Origin of the sequence: Pseudomonas sp. P7779, assembly GCF_013386315.1 — a bacterium.
GTDB lineage: Bacteria > Pseudomonadota > Gammaproteobacteria > Pseudomonadales > Pseudomonadaceae > Aquipseudomonas.
On sequence record NZ_JACARZ010000039.1, the window covers coordinates 1 to 21,654 of the forward strand.

Sequence of the window (21,654 nt, forward strand, 5' to 3'; positions counted from 1 at the left end):
GTCGGTACATGTATTGACTGACACACCGCATTCGCGAGCAAGCCCGCTCCCACAGGAGATTTGTGGTGTGGCTTATTTCTTCAGCAGGGCTGAACACGCGGCCTTGTAAGCCTCATGCTGATACTTGTTCAGCGTCGCCGGCAGGGCAAAGTCGTGTTTCTTGTTCTGCGCATTGATGGTCTGCGGCGACAGCAGCGTCACTTCAACGCCCTCCAGCAACTGAAACACACCTTCAATCTTGAACGTAGTCGGGCCACCGGCGAATTCGCCTTTCTTGCTGCGCTTCTTGATGGCGATGCGGCTGATGCCGTTTTCCCGCACAAACGCGCTGACCTGAGCGGCGAAGGCCTTGACGTTGGCCGCCTCATCATCGTCTTCAAGGGCGATTTTCTTGGTGGCCAGAGCGACGTGGCCCAATGCCTGACCGTCGAGCGAGGCGACAGCAATAATGGCTTCGCTGCCTTTGATTTCGATGCCGCAGATTGTCATGAATAGCCTTGATTCTGAGTAAAGAGTGGAGGGGATTGTCGCTTATTCCTGCCCAATCGACTCCAAAAACTCCGACCGTTCATCACTCATCCGCGCCAGACAATCATTCTGCTGGATCGCATATGCCTTGCTTCCCGCCACTGCCGGAAAGGTATCTACGGCGCAATCCGCATCACGTAACTTTTCCCACTTCTGCTGGGCATCCTTCAGACGAGCGGTAATGTCCGCCAACTGCGTCTTGTTGCTGCCATAGGTCGAACCCATGCGTTCCAGCAAGCCCTGGTAGTTATCCTTGAGCAGTTGTTCGGCGGTGGTTTTGTTGTAGGTGGCGCATTCCAGGGTTTGCTTGTCGTTCTCGATGCCATCGCAGGGCGTGCTGTCGGTGTCTTCAGCGGCGTGTACGCCGGTTGCGATGAGTGCCAAAGCCAGGAAAATCGATTTCATTGCGCCGTCTCATATCAGTTGATGAGCAAATTCTGGCTCAAGCGTAAGACAAAGAACAGACACCCGTCAGAGATGTCATGTTGGCCTTTGTCGCGGATTGACGCTTTCGGCAATTCCCTTGTCGTTTTTGCACCCGGCTCCTTCTGCCCCGGGGCATATGCTGGCCCCAAAGCGCCGGCAGACGATTCGGCGCATGAATCGCCAATAAGGGGACGCCTGATGAGCCCAGCCGAATTGCACGCCGACAGCATCGTTATCGACGGGCTGATCATTGCCAAGTGGAACCGCGACCTGTTCGAAGACATGCGCAAGGGTGGCCTCACCGCTGCCAACTGCACGGTGTCGGTATGGGAAGGGTTCCAGGCCACCATTAACAACATCGTGGCCAGCCAGACCCTGATTCGCGAAAACAGCGACCTGGTGATCCCGGTGAAAACCACCGCCGATATCCGTCGCGCCAAGGAACAGGGCAAGACCGGCATCATCTTCGGCTTCCAGAACGCCCACGCGTTTGAAGACCAGCTCGGCTACGTCGAGATCTTCAAGCAGCTCGGGGTTGGCGTGGTGCAGATGTGCTACAACACCCAGAACCTGGTGGGCACCGGCTGCTATGAGCGCGATGGCGGCCTGTCGGGCTTCGGTCGCGAGGTCGTCGCCGAGATGAACCGCGTCGGCATCATGTGCGACCTGTCCCACGTGGGCTCCAAGACTTCCGAAGAAGTCATCCTCGAATCGAAAAAGCCGGTGTGCTACTCCCACTGCCTGCCTTCAGGCCTCAAAGAGCACCCGCGCAACAAGTCCGATGAAGAGCTGAAGTTCATCGCCGACCACGGTGGCTTTGTCGGCGTGACCATGTTCGCGCCGTTCCTGGCCAAGGGCATCGACTCGACCATCGACGACTACGCCGAAGCCATCGAATACACCATGAACATCGTGGGCGAAGACGCCATCGGCATCGGCACCGACTTCACCCAGGGCCATGGCCAGGATTTCTTCGAAATGCTGACCCACGACAAGGGCTACGCCCGCCGCCTGACCAGCTTCGGCAAGATCATCAACCCGCTGGGCATCCGCACCGTGGGCGAGTTCCCGAACCTCACCGAGACCCTGCTCAAGCGCGGCCATCCCGAGCGCGTGGTGCGCAAGATCATGGGCGAAAACTGGGTCAACGTCCTGAAGGACGTCTGGGGCGAATAAGCCACCACTCACGCCTCTTTTCCCCCAACCTTATGCGTCGGGGGCTTACCAAAGCATTTTCCGGAGTTAAGTTTCCATGGCCAAGATCGCCCCTCAATTGCCTATCGAAGTCGACAGCGAAACCGGTGTCTGGACCTCCGACGCCCTGCCGATGCTGTACGTGCCGCGCCATTTCTTCGTCAACAACCACATGGGGATCGAAGAAGTCCTGGGCAGCGAGGCCTACGCCGAAATCCTCTACAAGGCCGGCTACAAATCCGCCTGGCACTGGTGCGAAAAAGAAGCTGAATGCCACGGCCTGGAAGGCGTCGCAGTGTTCGAGCACTACATGAAGCGCCTGTCGCAGCGCGGCTGGGGCCTGTTCAAGATCCAGGACATCGACCTCGACAAAGGCACCGCCAGCGTCAAGCTCGAGCACTCGGCATTCGTCTACGTGTACGGCAAGGTCGGGCGCAAGGTCGACTACATGTTCACCGGCTGGTTTGCCGGCGCGATGGACCAGATTCTCGAAGCCCGCGGCAGCAAGATCCGCACCGTTGCGGAACAGGTCTACGGCGGCTCCGAAGAGGGCCACGACGACGGCCTGTTCACTGTCAAGCCGTTGTAAGTCGAGGACCCTGCCATGGCTTTCGAAGCAATGTTTGCGCCGATCCAGATCGGCAAACTGACCATCCGCAACCGCGTGCTCAGTACCGCCCACGCTGAGGTGTATGCCACCGACGGCGGCATGACCACCGACCGCTATGTGAAGTACTACGAAGAGAAAGCCAAGGGCGGGATCGGCCTGGCGATCTGCGGCGGTTCTTCCAGTGTCGCCATCGACAGCCCGCAAGGCTGGTGGAAGTCGGTGAACCTGGCGGATGACCGGATCATCCCGCACTTCCAGAACCTGGCCGACGCCATGCACAAGCATGGCGCCAAGATCATGATCCAGATTACCCACATGGGCCGTCGCTCGCGCTGGGACGGCGAGCATTGGCCCACGCTGCTGTCGCCTTCGGGCATCCGCGAGCCGGTGCACCGCGCCACCTGCAAGACCATCGAGCCTGAAGAAATCTGGCGGGTGATCGGCAACTACGCCACCGCTGCGGCACGGGCCAAGGCCGGTGGCCTGGACGGTGTGGAACTGTCGGCGGTGCACCAGCACATGATCGACCAGTTCTGGAGCCCTCGGGTCAACAAACGTACTGACGAATGGGGCGGCAGCTTCGAAAACCGCATGCGTTTCGGCCTTGAGGTGTTGAAGGCGGTACGCAAGGAAGTCGGCCCGGATTTCTGCGTCGGCATCCGTTTGTGCGGCGACGAATTCCATCCGGACGGCCTGTCCCACGAGGACATGAAACAGATCGCCAAGTACTACGACGACACCGGCATGCTCGACTTCATCGGCGTGGTCGGCTCGGGGTGCGACACCCACAACACCCTGGCCAACGTTATCCCGAACATGAGTTATCCACCGGAGCCGTTCCTGCACCTGGCGGCCGGCATCAAGGAAGTGGTCAAGGCCCCGGTGCTGCACGCGCAGAACATCAAGGACCCGAACCAGGCCACGCGCATCCTGGAAGGCGGCTACGTGGACATGGTCGGCATGACCCGCGCCCACATCGCCGACCCGCACCTGATCGCCAAGATCAAGATGGGCCAGATCGACCAGATCAAACAGTGCGTCGGCGCCAACTACTGCATCGACCGCCAGTACCAGGGCCTGGACGTGCTGTGCATCCAGAACGCCGCCACTTCCCGTGAATACATGGGCGTGCCGCACATCATCGAGAAATCCACCGGGCCAAAACGCAAAGTCGTGGTGGTGGGTGCCGGCCCGGCCGGGATGGAAGCGGCGCGGGTGGCTGCCGAACGTGGCCACGACGTGACGTTGTTCGAGAAGAAAGAATTTATCGGCGGGCAAATCACCACTGCATCGAAAGCCCCGCAGCGTGACCAGATTGCCGGGATCACCCGCTGGTTCCAGTTGGAACTGGCGCGCCTGAACGTCGACCTGCGCCTGGGTGTGGCGGCGGACGCGGCGACCATCCTCGACCTGCGCCCGGACGTGGTGGTGCTGGCGGTGGGCGGTCATCCGTTCCTGGAGCAGAACGAACACTGGGGCGCGGCTGAAGGCCTGGTGGTCAGCAGCTGGGACGTGCTCGACGGCAAGGTTCTACCTGGCAAGAACGTGCTGGTGTACGACACCATCTGCGAGTTCACCGGCATGTCGGTGGCCGACTTCCTCGCGGACAAGGGCAGCCAGGTCGAGATCGTCACCGACGACATCAAGCCGGGCGTGGCCGTGGGCGGTACGTCGTTCCCGACGTACTACCGCAGCATGTACCCCAAGGAAGTGATCATGACCGGCGACATGATGCTGGAAAAGGTCTACCGCGAAGGCGACAAGCTGGTGGCGGTGCTGGAGAACGAATACACCGGGGCCAGGGAAGAGCGGGTGGTGGACCAGGTGGTGGTCGAGAACGGCGTGCGTCCGGACGAAGAGCTCTACTACGGGCTCAAGGCAGGCTCGCGCAACAAGGGCCAGATGGACATCGAGGCCCTGTTCGCGATCAAGCCGCAGCCGTGCCTGAGCGAGCCGGGCGAGGGGTACTTGCTGTTCCGCATTGGTGACTGCGTGGCCCAGCGTAATACCCACGCGGCCATCTATGACGCCCTGCGCCTGTGCAAGGATTTCTGACGAGGTGTACTCGGTCAAATGTGGGAGCGGGCTTGCTCGCGAAAGCGGTGTGTCAGCCACTGGATGCATCGACTGACACGCTGCCTTCGCGAGCAAGCCCGCTCCCACATTTCGGGCCAGTTTCACAGTAGACCTGTGTGGTCTTCGGGAGCTTCACCATGTTGAACACCCTTCTTCCCATCCTGCTCTTCGCCGCCCTGGGCCTTGCCGTCCTCGGCGCGCTGCGCCGGGTGAACATGTGGCGCCGCGGCCGGTCCTCCAAGGTCGACTTGCTCGGCGGCCTGTTGGCCATGCCCAAGCGCTACATGGTCGACCTGCACCATGTGGTCGCCCGCGACAAATACATCGCCAACACCCACGTCGCCACCGCCCTGGGCTTTGTGCTCTCGGCGCTGCTGGCGATCCTGGTGCACGGTTTCGGCCTGCATAACCGCATCCTCGGCTACGCCTTGCTGTTGGCTTCGGTGCTGATGTTTGTCGGCGCCACCTTCGTCTACCTGCGCCGTCGCAACCCGCCTGCACGCCTGTCGAAAGGCCCGTGGATGCGCCTGCCGAAAAGCCTGATGGCGTTCTCGATGAGCTTCTTCCTGGTGACCTTGCCGGTGGCCGGGATTCTGCCGGCGGACTTCGGCGGCTGGCTGCTCGCCGCGCTGCTGAGCCTGGGCGTGTTGTGGGGCGTGTCGGAAATGTTCTTCGGCATGACCTGGGGCGGGCCGATGAAACACGCCTTCGCCGGTGCCCTGCACCTGGCCTGGCACCGCCGCGCCGAACGCTTCGGCGGCGGCCGTTCCACCGGTTTGAAACCCCTGGACCTCGCGGATAAAAGCGCGCCCCTGGGCGTGGAAAAACCGGTGGATTTCACCTGGAACCAACTGCTCGGCTTCGACGCCTGCGTGCAGTGCGGCAAGTGCGAAGCCGCGTGCCCGGCGTTCGCCGCCGGCCAGCCACTGAACCCGAAAAAACTTATCCAGGACATGGTCGTCGGCCTGGCCGGTGGCACCGACGCCAAGTTCGCCGGCAGCCCGTATCCGGGCAAAGCCATCGGCGAACACGCCGGCAACCCGCACCAGCCAATCGTAAATGGTCTGGTGGATGCGGAAACCCTGTGGTCCTGCACCACCTGCCGCGCCTGCGTGGAAGAGTGCCCGATGATGATCGAGCACGTGGACGCCATCGTCGACATGCGCCGCCACCTCACCCTGGAAAAAGGCGCGACCCCGAACAAGGGCGCCGAAGTCCTGGAAAACCTGATCGCCACCGACAACCCGGGCGGTTTTGCGCCGGGCGGGCGGATGAACTGGGCGGCGGATTTGAACCTGCCCTTGCTCAGCGACAAGAAAACCGTCGACGTGCTGTTCTGGGTCGGCGACGGTGCCTTCGACATGCGCAACCAGCGCACCCTGCGCTCGTTCGTCAAAGTGCTGAAAGCCGCCAAGGTCGACTTCGCCGTACTGGGCCTTGAGGAGCGCGACAGCGGCGACGTGGCCCGGCGCCTGGGCGATGAAGCGACTTTCCAGCTGCTGGCCGCACGCAATATCCAGACCCTGGCCAAGTACAGCTTCAAGCGCATCGTCACCTGCGACCCCCACAGTTTCCACGTGCTGAAAAACGAATACGGCGCCTTCGATGGCAACTACCTGGTGCAGCACCACAGCACCTACATGGCCGAACTGATCGACGCCGGCGCCCTGAACCTGGGCCAGCACAAAGGCAACAGCGTGACCTATCACGACCCGTGCTACCTGGGCCGCTACAACGGCGAGTACGAGGCACCACGCCAAGTGCTGCGGGCGCTGGGGATCGAGGTCAAGGAAATGCAGCGCTCCGGTTTCCGCTCGCGTTGCTGCGGTGGCGGTGGCGGGGCGCCGATCACCGATATTCCCGGCAAGCAGCGGATTCCCGACATGCGCATGGAAGACATCCGCGAGACCGGTGCCGAACTGGTGGCCGTGGGTTGTCCACAGTGCACGGCGATGCTGGAAGGCGTGGTCGAACCGCGTCCCTTGATCAAGGACATTGCCGAACTGGTAGCTGACGCGTTGCTTGAAGACGCGGCACCGGCCAAGGCGCCGAAACGCGAACCTGCGGAGGTGCATTGATGAGCGACATTATCCGCCGCGACCCACGGGCCGAATGGATCGCCCGTAACCGCCTGCACCCGCTGCACGCGGCGATGCAGCCGGTGCAACACAGCTGGATGGGGCCCAATGGGGTCATCCGCAAGAACGTGCACGGTGTCGGTTTTATCGGCCCCAACGGCATCAAGCGTATTGACCGCAGCGGCGCCCAGCAGGGCGGCGCGGCCAAGCGTACGGCAGCGGTGGAAGTGCAGTTGCCGCTGCATCAGGTACCGGCGCCCGCTTTCTACATCAACGTGGTGCCGGACATGGTCGGCGGCCGCCTGAGCAGCCACGACCGCGACTTGCTGGGCCTGGCCCGGCAACTGGCCGGCGACGACGGTGCGGTATTGGCCGTGGTGTTCGGCGAACACAAGGAAAACGCCTTCGCCACTGCCGGTGTGGATCGGCTGCTGGTGTTGGACGGGCATGAATTCGACGGTTATTCACCGGAGCAACGGGTTCACGGCCTGCGGGCTGTGGATAACCAGTTCAACCCGCGCCACTGGTTGCTGCCGGACAGCCGCAGCGGCGGTGGTGAATTGGGCCGGCGCTTTGCCGCGAGCCTCAAGGAGCGCCCGGCCACGCGGGTCTGGCAGATCAAGGGCCAGGAATGTATTGGCCGTGCAGGCGCGGGTCAGGAGGATCTTGCCCGCCCACTGCCACGGATGATCCTGGCTGCGGCGGAGTGCGCCGATCCCGTCAGCGAAACCCGTCACGAAGTGCTGCCGGTGGAGTTATCCACAAGCCTGGCCCGCAGCCTTGCGCGTATCGAAGATTTGGGTGCGGTGGCCGTGGACCCGGCGGCGATTCCCATGGCCGAAGCCGAATTTATTTTCTCCGGTGGCAACGGGGTCAAGGACTGGGCGCTGTTCCACCAGACTGCTGCCGCGTTGGGCGCCACCGAAGGTGCTTCGCGGGTGGCGGTGGACGACGGCTTCATGGCGCGCGATCGCCAGGTGGGCGCCAGCGGCACATGGGTCACTGCACGGGTTTACGTGGCGGTGGGGATTTCCGGGGCGATCCAGCACCTTCAAGGCATTGGTGCCTGCGACAAGGTGGTGGCGATCAACCTCGACCCGGGCTGCGACATGATCAAGCGTGCCGACCTGTCGGTGATCGGCGAAAGCGCCGCGATACTGCAAGCCTTGATCGTCGCGGTCGAGGCCTACCGCCACGGTGCCAAGCGCGATGCAGCTTAAGGAAATGGCCATGACGACGAATGTAATCAGCCTGGTGTCCATCGGCGCCCACCCGACTTCAGGCCGCCCACGCCGCGCCGAGCAAGACGCGCGCGCTGTGGAACTGGGCCTGCAACTGGCTGGGGATAACCTGCAAGTGCTGCACGCCGGCGACATCGGCGAACCCACCCTGCGCGCTTACCTGGGCATGGGCTTGCCGCAGTTGCACGTGCTTGAACAACCGGCCGGGGCGGACGCCTTGCCGGTGCTCGGCGACTATCTGCGGGACGCGGGCGCCCAAGTGGTGCTCACCGGCAGCCAGGCGGAAACCGGCGAAGGCTCGGGGATGTTGCCGTTCCTGCTGGCCGAGCAACTGGGTTGGCCGCTGATTGTCGGCCTGGCCCAGGTGGAATCCATCGAAGGCGGTGTGGCCCATGTGCTGCAGGCCTTGCCTCGTGGCCAACGGCGGCGGCTGAAGGTGCGCCTGCCGTTTATGGCCACGGTGGATAACGCGGCGCCCAAGCCACGGCAAAGCGCCTACGGCCCGGCGCAACGCGGTGAGCTGACGGCCCATGACGTCGAGGTGTTGGAGGATGAGTTATTCACAGGCGCTGTATTGCAGCCGGCCAAGCCTCGGCCCAAGCGCCTCAAGGTGATCAAGGCCAAAAGCGGTGCCGACCGGATGAAGGCTGCAACGGCCAAGGCCAGCGGCGGCGGTGGGCAGGTGCTCAAGGGCGTGAGTCCGGAGGCGGGCGCTGAAGCCATTCTTAAATTGCTTATAGAAGAAGGTGTAGTGCGCTGATCCACTGTGGGAGCGGGCTTGCTCGCGAAGGCGGTGTCTCAGATAACTCATGTACCGACTGATCCGCCGCTTTCGCGAGCAAGCCCGCTCCCACACTGGTTTGCGGCGATTGTGGCTTTACCCACAATCCCTGTTAACCCACCTGTGGATAACCTGTTCGCGGCTGTCCACACCCCATGCAAATCAAGCCCTGCAGCTCGCTGTACGAAAAACAACCAACCTAACTGACGGTTTTTCCTTGGGTTTTTCTGTGGATAAGGAAAATGCCCTGCGCAGACTTGCCCCCAAAGTCTGTTGGTGCTTCTGTGGATAAGATGTTCGCTATCCGCTGTAGGCCATATAAAGCGTGGCTTACAGTGCGTTGATTAAAATGTAACCAATATCGCTATTCCGGCTGGGTTTTGCTTTCAAAGCCGCGATTTTCCTCGGTTTAAGCCGGTTTTCCACAGATGGTCCAAAGTTGCCCCCAAAGTCTGTTGGCGCTTCTGTGGATAAGGTGTTTGCGTTCCTCTGTAGCCCATGCAGGACGTGGCTTTCAGGCTTTAGGTCAAAAAATGATCAATGTGGGATAAAACCGGTACCTTTGAATAAGTCACGGATTTTCTTGGTTTTATTTCGACGGGAAAGCGCAGTTGCCCACAATTGCTGTGGGTGGCTTTGTGGATAAGTTGTTGGGCAATGGCTGGAAGGCAGGAAAGCAGGGGTCTGTCAGAGACCTGGCTGTTTTTTGTACAGTTCAGGTCCCTGTCACTGTATGGCTTACTCGTGGACCGCGACGCCTTTCAGATACGGCGCTGGCGCCGCCCCCAGGTTGCTCAGCATCCGCTCGCTGTACCAGTCCACAAAGTTGACCACACCAAACTCATAAGTCTTGGAGTACGGCCCTGGCTGGTACGCGGTGGAGTTGATGCCACGCTGGTTCTCTTCGGCCAGGCGGCGGTCCTGGTCGTTGGTGGCGTCCCACACTTTGCGCATGCGCTCGACGTCGTAGTCCACACCCTCCACGGCGTCCTTGTGCACGATCCACTTGGTGGTGACCATGGTTTCCTGGGCACTGATCGGCCACACGGTGAACACAATGATGTGGTCGCCCATGCAGTGGTTCCACGAGTGTGGCAGGTGCAGGATGCGCATCGAGCCCAGGTCCGGGTTCTTGATACGGCCCATCAGCTTGTTGCAGCCTTGCTTGCCGTCGAGGGTCATCGACACGGTGCCCTTGAGCAGCGGCATGCGCACGATGCGGTTACGCAGGCCGAAGCTGGCGTGGGCGTAAGGGATCTTTTCGGCATCCCAGGCGGCGGCGGAGGCGGCCACGTGGTCCTTGAAGGCCTGGTCGGCCCGCGGGTCGGTAACGTCGTCCCATTCAAGCAGGGTTTTCAACAGTTCCGGGTGCGACGCGTTGCAGTGGTAGCACTCGCGGTTGTTTTCCAGCACCAGCTTCCAGTTGGCTTTTTCAAACAAGGTGGTCTGGATCGCCACCTTGGTGTTCTCCATGTCGTAGGGTTCCATGTAGTGGCTCAAGGTCGACAGGAAGTCGTCGATGGCCGGCGGGTTCTCCGACAGGCTGATAAAGATGTAGCCACCGGCGGTCTTCACATTCACCGGCTTGAGGCCGTATTGCTTCATGTCGAAGTCGGCGCCCATTTCGGTACCGGCGAACAGCAGGCGGCCGTCCAGTTCATACGTCCACTGGTGGTAATGGCACACCAGCTTGGCGACCTTGCCCTTGTCGCTGGTGCACAAGCGCGAACCGCGGTGGCGGCACACGTTATGGAATGCGTGCACCACACCATCGGCGCCACGGATCACGATGATCGGGTTCTTGCCCACTTGCAGGGTGATGTAGTTGCCCTTGGCGGGGATCTCGCAGGTCATGCCGGCGATCAACCACTCTTTCTGGAAAATTTCCTGCATGTCGATATCGAACAGCCGCTCATCAGAGTAAAACGGCTGCGGCAGCGAAAAGGTCCGCTCGCGTTCTTGCAGCATTTGCGCAGTGGCCTTGCGTGCGGGTTCCAGCGGATCGCCCAAGCTTAAGGTTGCGGTGACGTCCATCGTGTGTGTCCTCATGGCCATTCTGTGTGGCCGGCGAATAGTGGCTAGGTTTTGCAGCAAGGCGTAAAGAAAGCGTCTTTGTTGGGAGCGAGTGTGGGCCCCACAACGGCCAGAACCTTATCCATGAACGACATGGCCCACTCTGTTCCCGACGCGCAACCCCCGTGGTATGGGGGCTGGTCGCGATAAGTATGTGAATGTCGCAGATAGGTAAATGGGTGATTCGCGCGTTACGCAGAATCGCCACCATAAGGCCGATCACACGGCTATGGAGAACAGCATGTCCAACAGCTTCCTGAACCCGGTAACAACCCAGACCTGGGCCAATGGTCGGCACATCGTCCGTTGCGTCAAAGTCATCCAGGAAACCTGGGACGTGCGCACCTTCTGCTTTATGGCCGACCAGCCGATCCTGTTCTTTTTCAAGCCCGGGCAGTTCGTCACCCTGGAGCTGGAAATCGACGGCCAGCCGATCATGCGTTCGTACACTATTTCCAGTTCGCCGTCGGTGCCTTACAGCTTTTCGGTGACCATCAAGCGCGTGCCGGGCGGCAAGGTGTCCAACTGGTTGCATGACACGCTGCACGAAGGCCAGGAGCTGGCGGTGCACGGGCCGGTGGGGCTGTTCAATGCCATCGACTTCCCGAGCCCGAAAGTGCTGTACCTCAGTGGTGGTGTCGGTATTACCCCGGTGATGTCCATGGCGCGCTGGTTCTACGACACCAACGCCAACGTCGACATGACGTTTATCCACAGCGCCCGCTCGCCAAAGGACATCATTTACCACCGCGAGCTGGAGCATATGGCGTCGCGGATTGATAACTTCAGCCTGCACCTGATTTGCGAGAAACACGGCCTGGGTGAACCCTGGGCCGGTTATCGCGGTTACCTCAACCACAAGATGCTCGAACTGATGGTGCCGGACTTCCTGGAGCGGGAAGTCTTCTGTTGCGGCCCGACGCCTTACATGAACGCGGTAAAGCGCCTGCTGGAAGCCGCCGGCTTCGACATGGCGCGTTATCACGAAGAATCCTTCGGCGCGACGCCACCGGAAGCCCGGGCCGACGCGGTGGAACAAGCCGAACAAGCGGCGGATGCACCGGAGATCGACCTGGCGGACCTGCATCAGGTGGAATTCATTGCCTCTGGCAAGAGCATCCGCGTGGCACCGGGCGAGACCGTGCACGCAGCGGCGGCCAAGCTTGGCCTGCTGATTCCGAAAGCTTGCGGCATGGGGATCTGTGGGACGTGCAAGGTGCTGAAGCTGGGCGGGGAGGTCGAGATGGACCACAACGGCGGGATCACCGAGGAAGACGAAGCCGAGGGTTACATCCTGTCGTGCTGCAGCGTGCCGAAGGGTGATGTGCGCATCGAGTTCTAATGATCGTTCCCACGCTCCGCGTGGGAATGCCTCCTTGGACGCTCCGCGTCCCGTCCCGCTGTGTGACGCGGAGCGTCACGGGCTGCATTCCCACGCAGAGCGTGGGAACGATCAGTTAGAGGTTATTGGGCGTAGATGTGCACGACGAAGTGCTGGCCGGATGCTGTCAGTTCATAGACCTTGTCAGTGATCCGCAATGTCCTCGTCGGTTCGCTGATGGTGTCACCGATTTTCGCGGATTTTCTGAATTCGTCCCAGTCGATGACGGTGGTGCTGATAGTGCCTTCGCCTAGCAAGTTGTTTCCGTAGCGTTGCGCTTCCATGGTGTTGCCCTCTGCTGGATTTCCGTTTCCGGCCGATTATTCGGCTGGCGGTTAGTCCCGAAAGGCGGCCTTTTCCTTCCGGGTTCCAAGAGGCTAGTCAAAGAAAACGAAGTTGATTGCTGTCAGAAATATCAAAAAACAGTCTCGGCCTTTCGCCATTATCTGAGGGGCTGATGCCTACTTCAGGCGCTCATCACTTCCCGAATATCTGCGGCTAATTCTCTTACGCGCTCTTCCTCGGTATCCCACGCGCACATGAACCGTGCGCCGCCTTTACCGATGAAGGTGTAGAAGCGCCAGCCCTTGGCCGTCAGCGCGGCAATTGCCGGTTCCGACAGTTGCAGGAATACGCCGTTGGCCTGGACCGGGAACATCAACTCCACCCCCGGAATATCCGCCACCAGGTTGCTGAGCAATTGTGCACAGTGGTTGGCGTGGCGGGCGTGTTTGAGCCAGGCGTCGTTTTCCAGCAGGCCCACCCACGGGGCGGAGAGGAAGCGCATCTTTGAGGCAAGCTGCCCGGCTTGTTTGCAGCGGTAGTCGAAGTCTTCGGCCAGCTTGTGGTTGAAGAACAGGATCGCTTCACCCACGGCCATGCCGTTCTTGGTGCCACCAAAGCACAGCACGTCGACCCCGGCTTTCCAGGTCAGGTCGGCCGGCGAGCAGCCGAGGAATGCGCAGGCGTTGGAGAAGCGTGCGCCGTCCATGTGCAGGTTCAACCCCAGTTCCTTGCAGGTGACGCTGATGGCGCGGATTTCTTCCGGGGTGTAGACGCTGCCGACTTCGGTGGCCTGGGTCAGGGTCACGACGCGGGGTTTCGGGTAGTGAATGTCCTGGCGCTTGAGGGCGATCTCGCGGATCGACTCCGGGGTCAGCTTGCCGTTTTCGGTGCGGGCGGTGAGCAACTTGGAACCGTTGGAGAAAAACTCCGGCGCGCCGCATTCGTCGGTTTCGACGTGGGCGGTTTCCGAGCAGATCACGCTATGGTAGCTCTGGCACAAGGAGGACAGCGCCAGGGAGTTGGCTGCGGTACCGTTGAAGGCGAAGAACACTTCGCAGTCGGTTTCGAACAGTCTGCGGAAACCGTCGGCGGCGCGGTGGGTCCATTCATCATCGCCATAGGCGCGTTGATGGCCCTGGTTGGCGAGTTCCATGGCGGCCCAGGCTTCCGGGCAGATGCCGGAATAGTTGTCGCTGGCGAATTGTTGGCTCTTGTCGGTCATGGCCCAGTCCTGTGGTCGATGTTGGTGCGCACTTTACCCAAGATTGTCGGGCGGGCGCACGCACTGTTAATGCAAAGTCATTGGGGAATTATGCACGGTTCTGAAAGCGTTCCTGTAAGCCGCGTCCGCGATGGCGCCCTGGACCTGCTCAAGTGGCTGGCGCTGCTGAGTATGGTGCTGGACCACCTGCGTTATGTCGGTTTGAGCCTGGACGGGCTGTATGTGCCGGGCCGCCTGGCGTTCCCGTGGTTTTGCCTGGCGATCGCGGCGAATTTGCATCGGGTCAAGGACGCGCCGGTGACGGGGCAGTGGCGCTATCTGGGCTGGTTGCTGCTGTTCAGTGTGATCAGTGAGGTGCCGTACCGGATGTTCATCGACGACGCCGACACGCTGAACGTACTGCCGACCCTGGCGCTGGGTTTGCTGGTTGCCCGGGGATGGCAGCAGAAGACGGTTATTGATCGAGGATTGGCGTTGATCGCGCTGGTTTTGGCGGGGTTTTTCTCGGCGCAGCTGATGTTCGGTTTCTTTGGCGTACTACTGCCGTTGGCGATGCTGCTGGTGTTTCGCCGGCCGTGGTACTTCAGCGTGCTGCCGGGTGTGGTGTGCCTGGCTGCCAATCAATGGCAGATCCTGCTCAATAGCGGCACGCTGGTGGCGATGCTGGGATTGGCGACATGCCTGATTGCGCCGCTGGCCGGATTGGTCTTGTTGCGACATGCCGGGCAGGTATCGCCACCGGCCATGCGGCGCTGGGCATATGCGCTTTATCCGGCGCATTTCCTGCTGCTGCTACTGGTCCGCAAGATCATCGCCTAACCCCTGTGGGAGCGGGCTTGCTCGCGAAAGCGGTGTGTCAGGCTGCACCTATATTGGCTGGCCCACCGCATTCGCGAGCAAGCCCGCTCCCACATTTGTTCTGTGTTGTTCCGGCCATGTCGTAAACGCACCTTTGCGTGGCGTCCATAGGCATTTGACCTCTCTGCGCCAGCCCTACCATCGCATCAAAGGGCCCCTCCGTCGTGCGGCGGCCCCAACAATACGATTGGCGCACCGCCGCCGCTGGGAGAGACGCGATGTTCAGCAAGCAAGACCAGATCCAGGGTTATGACGATGCACTGCTGGCGGCCATGAATGCCGAGGAGCAGCGCCAGGAAGATCATATCGAGCTGATCGCGTCAGAGAACTACACCAGCAAGCGTGTCATGGAAGCCCAGGGCAGCGGCCTCACCAACAAGTACGCCGAAGGTTACCCGGGCAAGCGTTACTACGGCGGCTGCGAGCACGTGGACAAGGTCGAAGTGCTCGCCATCGAGCGTGCCAAGCAGCTGTTCGGCGCCGACTATGCCAACGTGCAGCCGCACTCCGGTTCGTCCGCCAACAGTGCGGTGTACCTGGCGCTGTTGAACGCCGGCGACACCATCCTCGGCATGAGCCTGGCCCACGGCGGCCACCTGACCCACGGCGCCAAAGTGTCGTCCTCGGGCAAGCTGTACAACGCGGTGCAATACGGCATCGACACCAACACCGGGCTGATCGACTACGACGAGGTCGAGCGCCTGGCCGTGGAGCACAAGCCGAAGATGATCGTGGCGGGTTTTTCCGCCTACTCCAAGACCCTGGATTTCCCGCGCTTTCGCCAGATCGCCGACAAGGTCGGTGCGCTGCTGTTCGTCGACATGGCCCACGTCGCCGGCCTGGTGGCCGCCGGTCTGTACCCGAACCCGCTGCCCTACGCCGATGTGGTCACCACCACCACCCACAAGACCCTGCGCGGTCCACGTGGCGGGTTGATCCTGGCCAAGTCCAACGAAGAAATTGAAAAGAAACTCAACTCTGCGGTATTCCCGGGCGCCCAGGGCGGCCCGCTGATGCACGTGATCGCCGGCAAGGCGGTGTGCTTCAAGGAAGCCCAGGAACCAGGTTTCAAGGCCTATCAACAGCAAGTGATCGACAACGCCCAGGCCATGGCCGGCGTGTTTATCAAACGCGGCTACGATGTAGTGTCCGGCGGCACCGATAACCACCTGTTCCTGGTCAGCCTGATCCGTCAGGGCCTCACCGGCAAAGACGCGGACGCCGCCCTCGGTCGCGCCCACATCACCGTCAACAAGAACGCCGTGCCTAACGACCCGCAGTCGCCCTTCGTGACCTCGGGCCTGCGCATCGGCACGCCGGCGGTGACCACACGTGGCTTCAAAGTGACCCAATGCCTGGAACTGGCCGGCTGGATCTGCGACATCCTCGACAACCTCGGCGACGCCGATGTGGAGGCCAACGTCGCCAAGCATGTGGCCGCCCTGTGCGCTGATTTCCCGGTTTATCGCTGAGCGCGGTTTTGGAGTAATGACTATGCAACGCTACTCGGGCTTCGGCCTCTTCAAGCACTCACTCAGCCACCACGAAAACTGGCAGAAGATGTGGCGCACGCCCACCCCGAAAAAGGTCTACGACGTGGTCATCGTCGGCGGCGGCGGGCATGGTCTGGCGACGGCTTACTACCTGGCCAAGGAACACGGCATCACTAATGTGGCGGTGGTCGAGAAAGGCTGGCTGGGCGGCGGTAACACCGCGCGCAACACCACCATCGTGCGGTCCAACTACCTGTGGGACGAGTCGGCGCACCTGTACGAACACGCGATGAAACTCTGGGAAGGTTTGTCCCAGGATTTGAACTACAACGTGATGTTCTCCCAGCGTGGCGTCTACAACCTGTGCCACACCCTGCAGGATATCCGTGACTCCGAGCGTCGCGTCAGCGCCAACCGCCTAAACGGTGTGGACGGCGAACTGCTCAACGCCAAACAAGTGGCCGATGAGATTCCGTACCTCGACTGCTCCAAGAACACTCGCTACCCGGTAATGGGCGCCACCGTGCAACGGCGCGGCGGCGTGGCCCGTCACGATGCCGTGGCCTGGGGCTTTGCCCGCGCCGCTGACGCACTGGGCGTGGACCTGATCCAGCAGACCGAAGTCATCGGTTTCCGCAAGGAAAACGGTGTGTGCATCGGCGTGGAAACCAACAAAGGCTTCATCGGTGCCAAGCGCGTCGGCGTGGTGACGGCGGGTAACTCCGGCCACATGGCTTCGCTCGCGGGCTTCCGCCTGCCGATCGAATCCCACCCGCTGCAAGCGTTGGTGTCGGAGCCGATCAAACCCATCATCGACAGCGTGATCATGTCCAACGCCGTGCACGGTTACATCAGCCAGTCCGACAAGGGCGACCTGGTGATCGGCGCCGGTATCGATGGCTACAACGGCTATGGCCAGCGCGGCTCGTACCCGGTGATCGAGCACACCATCCAGGCCATCGTCGAGATGTTCCCGGTGCTGTCCCGCGTGCGCATGAACCGCCAGTGGGGCGGCATCGTCGACACCACGCCGGATGCCTGCCCGATCATCTCCAAGACCCCGGTCCCGAACATGTTCTTCAACTGCGGTTGGGGCACCGGTGGTTTTAAAGCGACTCCAGGCTCAGGCAACGTATTTGCCGCCAGCCTCGCCAAGGGTGAAATGCACCCGTTGGCCGCTCCTTTCTCCATCGACCGTTTCCACAACGGTGCGCTGATCGACGAACACGGCGCCGCGGCCGTCGCCCACTAACAGGAGAAATTCCCTATGTTGCATATCTTCTGTCCTCACTGTGGCGAACTGCGCTCCGAAGAGGAATTCCACGCCTCCGGCCAAGCGCACATCCCGCGCCCACTGGACCCGAACACCTGCACCGACGAGGAGTGGGGCGACTACATGTTCTTCCGCGACAACCCGCGGGGCCTGCACCACGAACTGTGGATTCACGCCGCCGGTTGCCGCCAGTATTTCAACGCGACCCGCGACACCGTCACCTACGAAATTCTTGAAACCTACAAGATTGGCAGCAAGCCGCAATTCACCGCCAAGGCTTCTGGAGAGAAGGTATGAGCCAGATCAATCGCCTGTCCAACGGTGGCCGGATCGACCGCAACAAAGCCCTGAGCTTCACCTTCAACGGCCAGAGCTACAAAGGCTTTGAAGGCGACACATTGGCCGCTGCGCTGCTGGCCAACGGCGTCGACATCATCGGTCGCAGCTTCAAGTATTCCCGCCCGCGCGGCATCTTCGCCGCCGGTGCCGAAGAGCCGAACGCGGTGCTGCAGATCGGCGCCACCGAAGCCACGCAAATACCCAACGTGCGCGCCACGCAACAGGCGCTGTACCAGGGTTTGGTCGCCACCAGCACCAACGGCTGGCCGAGCGTGAACAACGACATGATGGGCATTCTCGGCAAGGTCGGCGGCAAGCTGATGCCGCCGGGTTTCTACTACAAAACCTTCATGTACCCGCAATCGTTCTGGATGACTTACGAGAAGTACATTCGTAAGGCAGCCGGTCTTGGCCGCTCGCCGACCGAGAACGATCCGGACACCTACGACTACATGAACCGTCATTGCGACGTGCTGATTGTGGGCGCGGGCCCTGCCGGCCTGGCGGCTGCGTTGGCCGCTGCCCGCAGTGGCGCCCGGGTGATCATCGCGGACGAGCAGGAAGAGTTCGGCGGCTCCTTGCTGGACTCCCGCGAAAGCCTCGATGGCAAGCCTGCGGCCGAGTGGGTTGCCAGTGTGATTGCTGAACTCAAGGCCCTGCCGGACGTGGTGCTGCTGCCTCGCGCCACCGTCAACGGTTACCACGACCATAACTTCCTGACCATTCACGAACGCCTCACCGACCACCTCGGTGACCGTGCGCCGATCGGCCAGGTGCGTCAGCGTATCCACCGGGTTCGCGCCAAGCGCGTGGTGTTGGCCACTGGTGCGTGCGAGCGTCCGCTGGTGTACGGCAACAACGACGTACCGGGCAACATGCTGGCGGGAGCGGTCTCCACTTACGTGCGTCGCTACGGCGTGGCACCGGGCAAGAAGCTGGTGCTGTCCACCAACAACGATCACGCCTACCGCGTGGCGCTGGACTGGTTCGACGCCGGCCTCAGCGTTGTCGCCGTAGCCGATGCCCGCCACAACCCACGTGGCGCGCTGGTTGAAGAGGCGCGTGCCAAAGGCATTCGCATCCTCACCGGCAGCGCCGTGATCGAGGCCCGTGGCAGCAAGCACGTCACTGGCGCCCGCGTTGCGGCCATTGATGTGAAAGCCCACAAAGTCACCAGCCCCGGCGAATGGCTGGACTGCGACCTGGTCGCCAGTTCCGGCGGCTACAGCCCGGTGGTCCACCTGGCCTCGCACCTGGGCGGCAAGCCGACCTGGCGTGAAGACATCCTCGGTTTTGTACCGGGCGAAGCACCGCAGAAACGCGTGTGCGTCGGTGGCATCAATGGCGTCTACGGCCTCGGCGATTCCCTGGCCGACGGTTTTGAAGGTGGCGTGCGCGCTGCCAGCGAAGCCGGGTTTGCGCCGGTGGAAGGTACGCTGCCAAAAGCCTTGAGCCGTCTGGAAGAACCGACCCTGGCGCTGTTCCAGGTACCTCACGAGAAAGCTACCGCACGGGCGCCGAAGCAATTTGTCGACCTGCAGAATGACGTCACCGCGGCCGCCATCGAACTCGCCACCCGCGAGGGTTTCGAGTCGGTGGAGCACGTCAAGCGCTACACCGCACTGGGATTCGGCACTGACCAGGGCAAGCTCGGCAACGTCAACGGCCTGGCCATCGCGGCCCGTTCGCTGAATGTGACCATCCCGCAGATGGGCACTACCATGTTCCGTCCCAACTACACGCCGGTGACCTTCGGCGCGGTAGCAGGCCGGCACTGTGGGCACATCTTCGAGCCGGTGCGCTACACCGCGCTGCAAGCCTGGCACGTGAAAAACGGCGCCGAGTTTGAGGACGTCGGCCAGTGGAAACGCCCATGGTATTTCCCGCGCAACGGTGAAGACCTGCACGCCGCAGTGAAGCGCGAATGCCTGGCCGTGCGTGACAGCGTCGGCCTGCTGGACGCGTCCACCCTCGGCAAGATCGACATCCAGGGCCCGGATGCCCGCGAGTTCCTCAACCGCATCTACAGCAACGCCTGGACCAAGCTCGACGTGGGCAAGGCCCGCTACGGCCTGATGTGCAAGGAAGACGGCATGGTCTTCGACGACGGCGTGACTGCCTGCCTCGCCGACAACCACTTCCTGATGACCACCACCACCGGCGGCGCAGCACGCGTACTCCAGTGGCTGGAAATCTACCAGCAGACCGAATGGCCGGACCTCAAGGTGTACTTCACCTCGGTCACCGACCACTGGGCAACCATGACCTTGTCCGGCCCCAACAGCCGCAAACTGCTGAGCGAAGTCACCGATATCGACCTGGACAAGGACGGCTTCCCGTTCATGACCTGGAAAGAAGGCCTGGTAGGCGGCGTGCCGGCACGGGTGTTCCGGATTTCGTTTACCGGTGAGCTGTCGTACGAAGTCAACGTGCAGGCCGACTACGCCATGGGCGTGCTCGAGAAAATCGTCGAGGCCGGCAAGCAGTACAACCTGACCCCGTACGGCACCGAAACCATGCACGTGCTGCGGGCCGAGAAGGGTTTCATCATCGTTGGCCAGGATACCGACGGCTCGATGACCCCGGACGACCTGAACATGGGCTGGTGTGTAGGCCGCACCAAACCGTTCTCGTGGCTCGGCTGGCGCGGGATGAATCGCGAGGATTGCGTGCGTGAAGACCGCAAGCAGCTTGTCGGACTCAAGCCGATCGACCCGAACGTGTGGCTGCCGGAAGGCGCGCAGTTGGTGTTCGACGCCAAGCAGACGATCCCGATGAAGATGGTCGGCCATGTCACCTCCAGTTATGCCCACAACTCCCTCGGTTATTCGTTTGCCATGGGCGTGGTGAAGGGCGGCTTGAAGCGCATCGGCGAGCGGGTGTTTGCACCGCTGGCGGATGGCAGCGTGATCGAGGCGGAGATTGTTTCTTCGGTGTTCTTCGACCCTAAAGGCGACCGCCAGAACATCTGACAGACCGAGTCGCCTGCATCGCAGGCAAGCCAGCTCCCACAGTTGGAATGCATTCCCCTGTGGGAGCCGGGCTTGCCCGCGATGAGGCCAGAACAGTCACCGCAAGACCTACAGAATTCAAACAGGTGCTTTATGACAGCAGCCAATGTTTACCAACAACGCCCCACCTCCGGAGCCAAGGCCGAGTCGTCGCTGCACCATGCCGACCTCGCCAGCCTGGTAGGCAAGGGCCGCAAGAACGCCGGCGTGACCGTGCGTGAAAAGAAACTGCTGGGCCACCTGACCATTCGTGGCGATGGCCATGACGCAGCCTTCGCCGCCGGTGTGCACAAAGCCTTGGGTATCGAATTGCCCGGTGCCCTGCAAGTCATCGTCAAGGGTGAGACCAGCCTGCAATGGCTCGGTCCGGATGAGTGGTTGCTGGTAGTGCCAGGCGGTGAGGAATTCGCCGCCGAGAAAAGCTTGCGTGAGGCGCTGGGTGATTTGCATATCCAGGTCGTCAACGTCAGCGGCGGCCAGCAGATTCTCGAACTCAGCGGCCCCAACGTGCGCGATGTGCTGATGAAATCCACCAGCTACGACGTGCACCCCAACAGCTTCCCGGTGGGCAAGGCGGTGGGCACGGTGTTCGCCAAGTCGCAATTGGTGATTCGCCATACTGCTGAAGACACCTGGGAGCTGGTGATTCGTCGCAGCTTCTCGGATTACTGGTGGCTGTGGTTGCAGGATGCGGCGGCTGAGTATGGTTTAAGCGTCCAGGCCTGATCGTTCCCACGCTCCGCGTGGGAATGCATCCCGGGACGCTCCGCGTCCCAAGAGCGGAC

Annotated in this window: 18 protein-coding genes; 13 read left to right on the forward strand and 5 right to left on the reverse strand. The window is 61.6% G+C overall.

The window, feature by feature from the left end:
- Positions 1-72: 72 nt before the first annotated feature.
- Both HX869_RS12585 and HX869_RS12590 read right to left on the reverse strand, forming a co-directional pair.
- Positions 73-489, reverse strand: coding sequence for a DUF3010 family protein (locus tag HX869_RS12585; protein WP_102604375.1), 417 nt, complete (start codon positions 487-489; stop codon positions 73-75).
- A gap of 42 nt (positions 490-531) precedes the next feature.
- Positions 532-933: a lysozyme inhibitor LprI family protein gene (locus HX869_RS12590; RefSeq protein WP_003216930.1), complete on the reverse strand. Its 402-nt coding sequence runs from the start codon at positions 931-933 to the stop codon at positions 532-534.
- 219 nt (positions 934-1,152) lie between these two features.
- Between HX869_RS12590 and HX869_RS12595 the strand changes: the two genes are divergently transcribed.
- From HX869_RS12595 to HX869_RS12620, 6 genes are all read left to right on the forward strand, one after another.
- Positions 1,153-2,130, forward strand: a complete 978-nt coding sequence (locus tag HX869_RS12595; protein ID WP_003216932.1) for a dipeptidase — start codon at positions 1,153-1,155, stop codon at positions 2,128-2,130.
- A gap of 76 nt (positions 2,131-2,206) precedes the next feature.
- Positions 2,207-2,737 carry a DUF5943 domain-containing protein gene (locus HX869_RS12600; protein ID WP_008430647.1) on the forward strand — a complete coding sequence of 177 codons (531 nt, stop codon included), beginning with the start codon at positions 2,207-2,209 and terminating at the stop codon, positions 2,735-2,737.
- Between the two features lie 15 nt (positions 2,738-2,752).
- Positions 2,753-4,813, forward strand: a complete 2,061-nt coding sequence (gene dgcA, locus HX869_RS12605) for a dimethylglycine demethylation protein DgcA (RefSeq protein WP_087694764.1) — start codon at positions 2,753-2,755, stop codon at positions 4,811-4,813.
- A 158-nt stretch (positions 4,814-4,971) separates the two neighbouring features.
- Positions 4,972-6,912 carry a dimethylglycine demethylation protein DgcB gene (gene dgcB, locus HX869_RS12610; protein WP_178903146.1) on the forward strand — a complete coding sequence of 647 codons (1,941 nt, stop codon included), beginning with the start codon at positions 4,972-4,974 and terminating at the stop codon, positions 6,910-6,912.
- Positions 6,912-8,132, forward strand: coding sequence for an electron transfer flavoprotein subunit alpha/FixB family protein (locus tag HX869_RS12615; protein ID WP_008430652.1), 1,221 nt, complete (start codon positions 6,912-6,914; stop codon positions 8,130-8,132). Before dgcB ends, HX869_RS12615 begins: the two co-directional genes overlap by 1 nt.
- Before the next feature lie 10 nt (positions 8,133-8,142).
- Entirely contained in the window at positions 8,143-8,913 is a 771-nt protein-coding gene (locus HX869_RS12620; protein WP_102370063.1) for an electron transfer flavoprotein subunit beta, read from the forward strand.
- A gap of 759 nt (positions 8,914-9,672) precedes the next feature.
- On the opposite strand, the gene gbcA is transcribed toward HX869_RS12620, so the two are convergent.
- Positions 9,673-10,968: a glycine-betaine demethylase subunit GbcA gene (gene gbcA, locus HX869_RS12625; RefSeq protein ID WP_003216945.1), complete on the reverse strand. Its 1,296-nt coding sequence runs from the start codon at positions 10,966-10,968 to the stop codon at positions 9,673-9,675.
- A gap of 280 nt (positions 10,969-11,248) precedes the next feature.
- Between gbcA and gbcB the strand changes: the two genes are divergently transcribed.
- Positions 11,249-12,349 (forward strand): glycine-betaine demethylase subunit GbcB, encoded by a 1,101-nt coding sequence (gene gbcB, locus HX869_RS12630; protein WP_003216947.1) that lies wholly within the window; start codon positions 11,249-11,251, stop codon positions 12,347-12,349.
- 122 nt (positions 12,350-12,471) lie between these two features.
- On the opposite strand, the gene HX869_RS12635 is transcribed toward gbcB, so the two are convergent.
- Positions 12,472-12,672 (reverse strand): hypothetical protein, encoded by a 201-nt coding sequence (locus tag HX869_RS12635; RefSeq protein WP_003209176.1) that lies wholly within the window; start codon positions 12,670-12,672, stop codon positions 12,472-12,474.
- Positions 12,673-12,854: 182 nt separating this feature from the next.
- On the reverse strand, positions 12,855-13,895 hold the full coding sequence (locus HX869_RS12640) for a low specificity L-threonine aldolase (RefSeq protein ID WP_003209178.1): 1,041 nt from the start codon (positions 13,893-13,895) through the stop codon (positions 12,855-12,857).
- A 90-nt stretch (positions 13,896-13,985) separates the two neighbouring features.
- Here HX869_RS12640 and HX869_RS12645 point away from each other — a divergent pair, with 90 nt between their 5' ends.
- The 6 genes from HX869_RS12645 to HX869_RS12670 all read left to right on the forward strand — a co-directional run bounded on the left by HX869_RS12645 (position 13,986) and on the right by HX869_RS12670 (position 21,595).
- The gene (locus HX869_RS12645; protein ID WP_178903147.1) at positions 13,986-14,714 is read left to right on the forward strand and encodes a TraX family protein; all 729 of its coding nucleotides are present in this window, start codon (positions 13,986-13,988) and stop codon (positions 14,712-14,714) included.
- Between the two features lie 257 nt (positions 14,715-14,971).
- Positions 14,972-16,225 (forward strand): serine hydroxymethyltransferase, encoded by a 1,254-nt coding sequence (gene glyA, locus HX869_RS12650; protein ID WP_008434333.1) that lies wholly within the window; start codon positions 14,972-14,974, stop codon positions 16,223-16,225.
- Between the two features lie 22 nt (positions 16,226-16,247).
- Complete coding sequence (locus HX869_RS12655) at positions 16,248-17,498, forward strand: sarcosine oxidase subunit beta (protein WP_003209185.1); 1,251 nt, start codon at positions 16,248-16,250, stop codon at positions 17,496-17,498.
- A 15-nt stretch (positions 17,499-17,513) separates the two neighbouring features.
- Positions 17,514-17,816, forward strand: a complete 303-nt coding sequence (locus tag HX869_RS12660) for a sarcosine oxidase subunit delta (RefSeq protein ID WP_093204269.1) — start codon at positions 17,514-17,516, stop codon at positions 17,814-17,816.
- Complete coding sequence (locus HX869_RS12665; protein ID WP_177020643.1) at positions 17,813-20,830, forward strand: sarcosine oxidase subunit alpha; 3,018 nt, start codon at positions 17,813-17,815, stop codon at positions 20,828-20,830. Before HX869_RS12660 ends, HX869_RS12665 begins: the two co-directional genes overlap by 4 nt.
- Before the next feature lie 132 nt (positions 20,831-20,962).
- The gene (locus HX869_RS12670; RefSeq protein WP_102604381.1) at positions 20,963-21,595 is read left to right on the forward strand and encodes a sarcosine oxidase subunit gamma; all 633 of its coding nucleotides are present in this window, start codon (positions 20,963-20,965) and stop codon (positions 21,593-21,595) included.
- Positions 21,596-21,654: the final 59 nt, after the last annotated feature.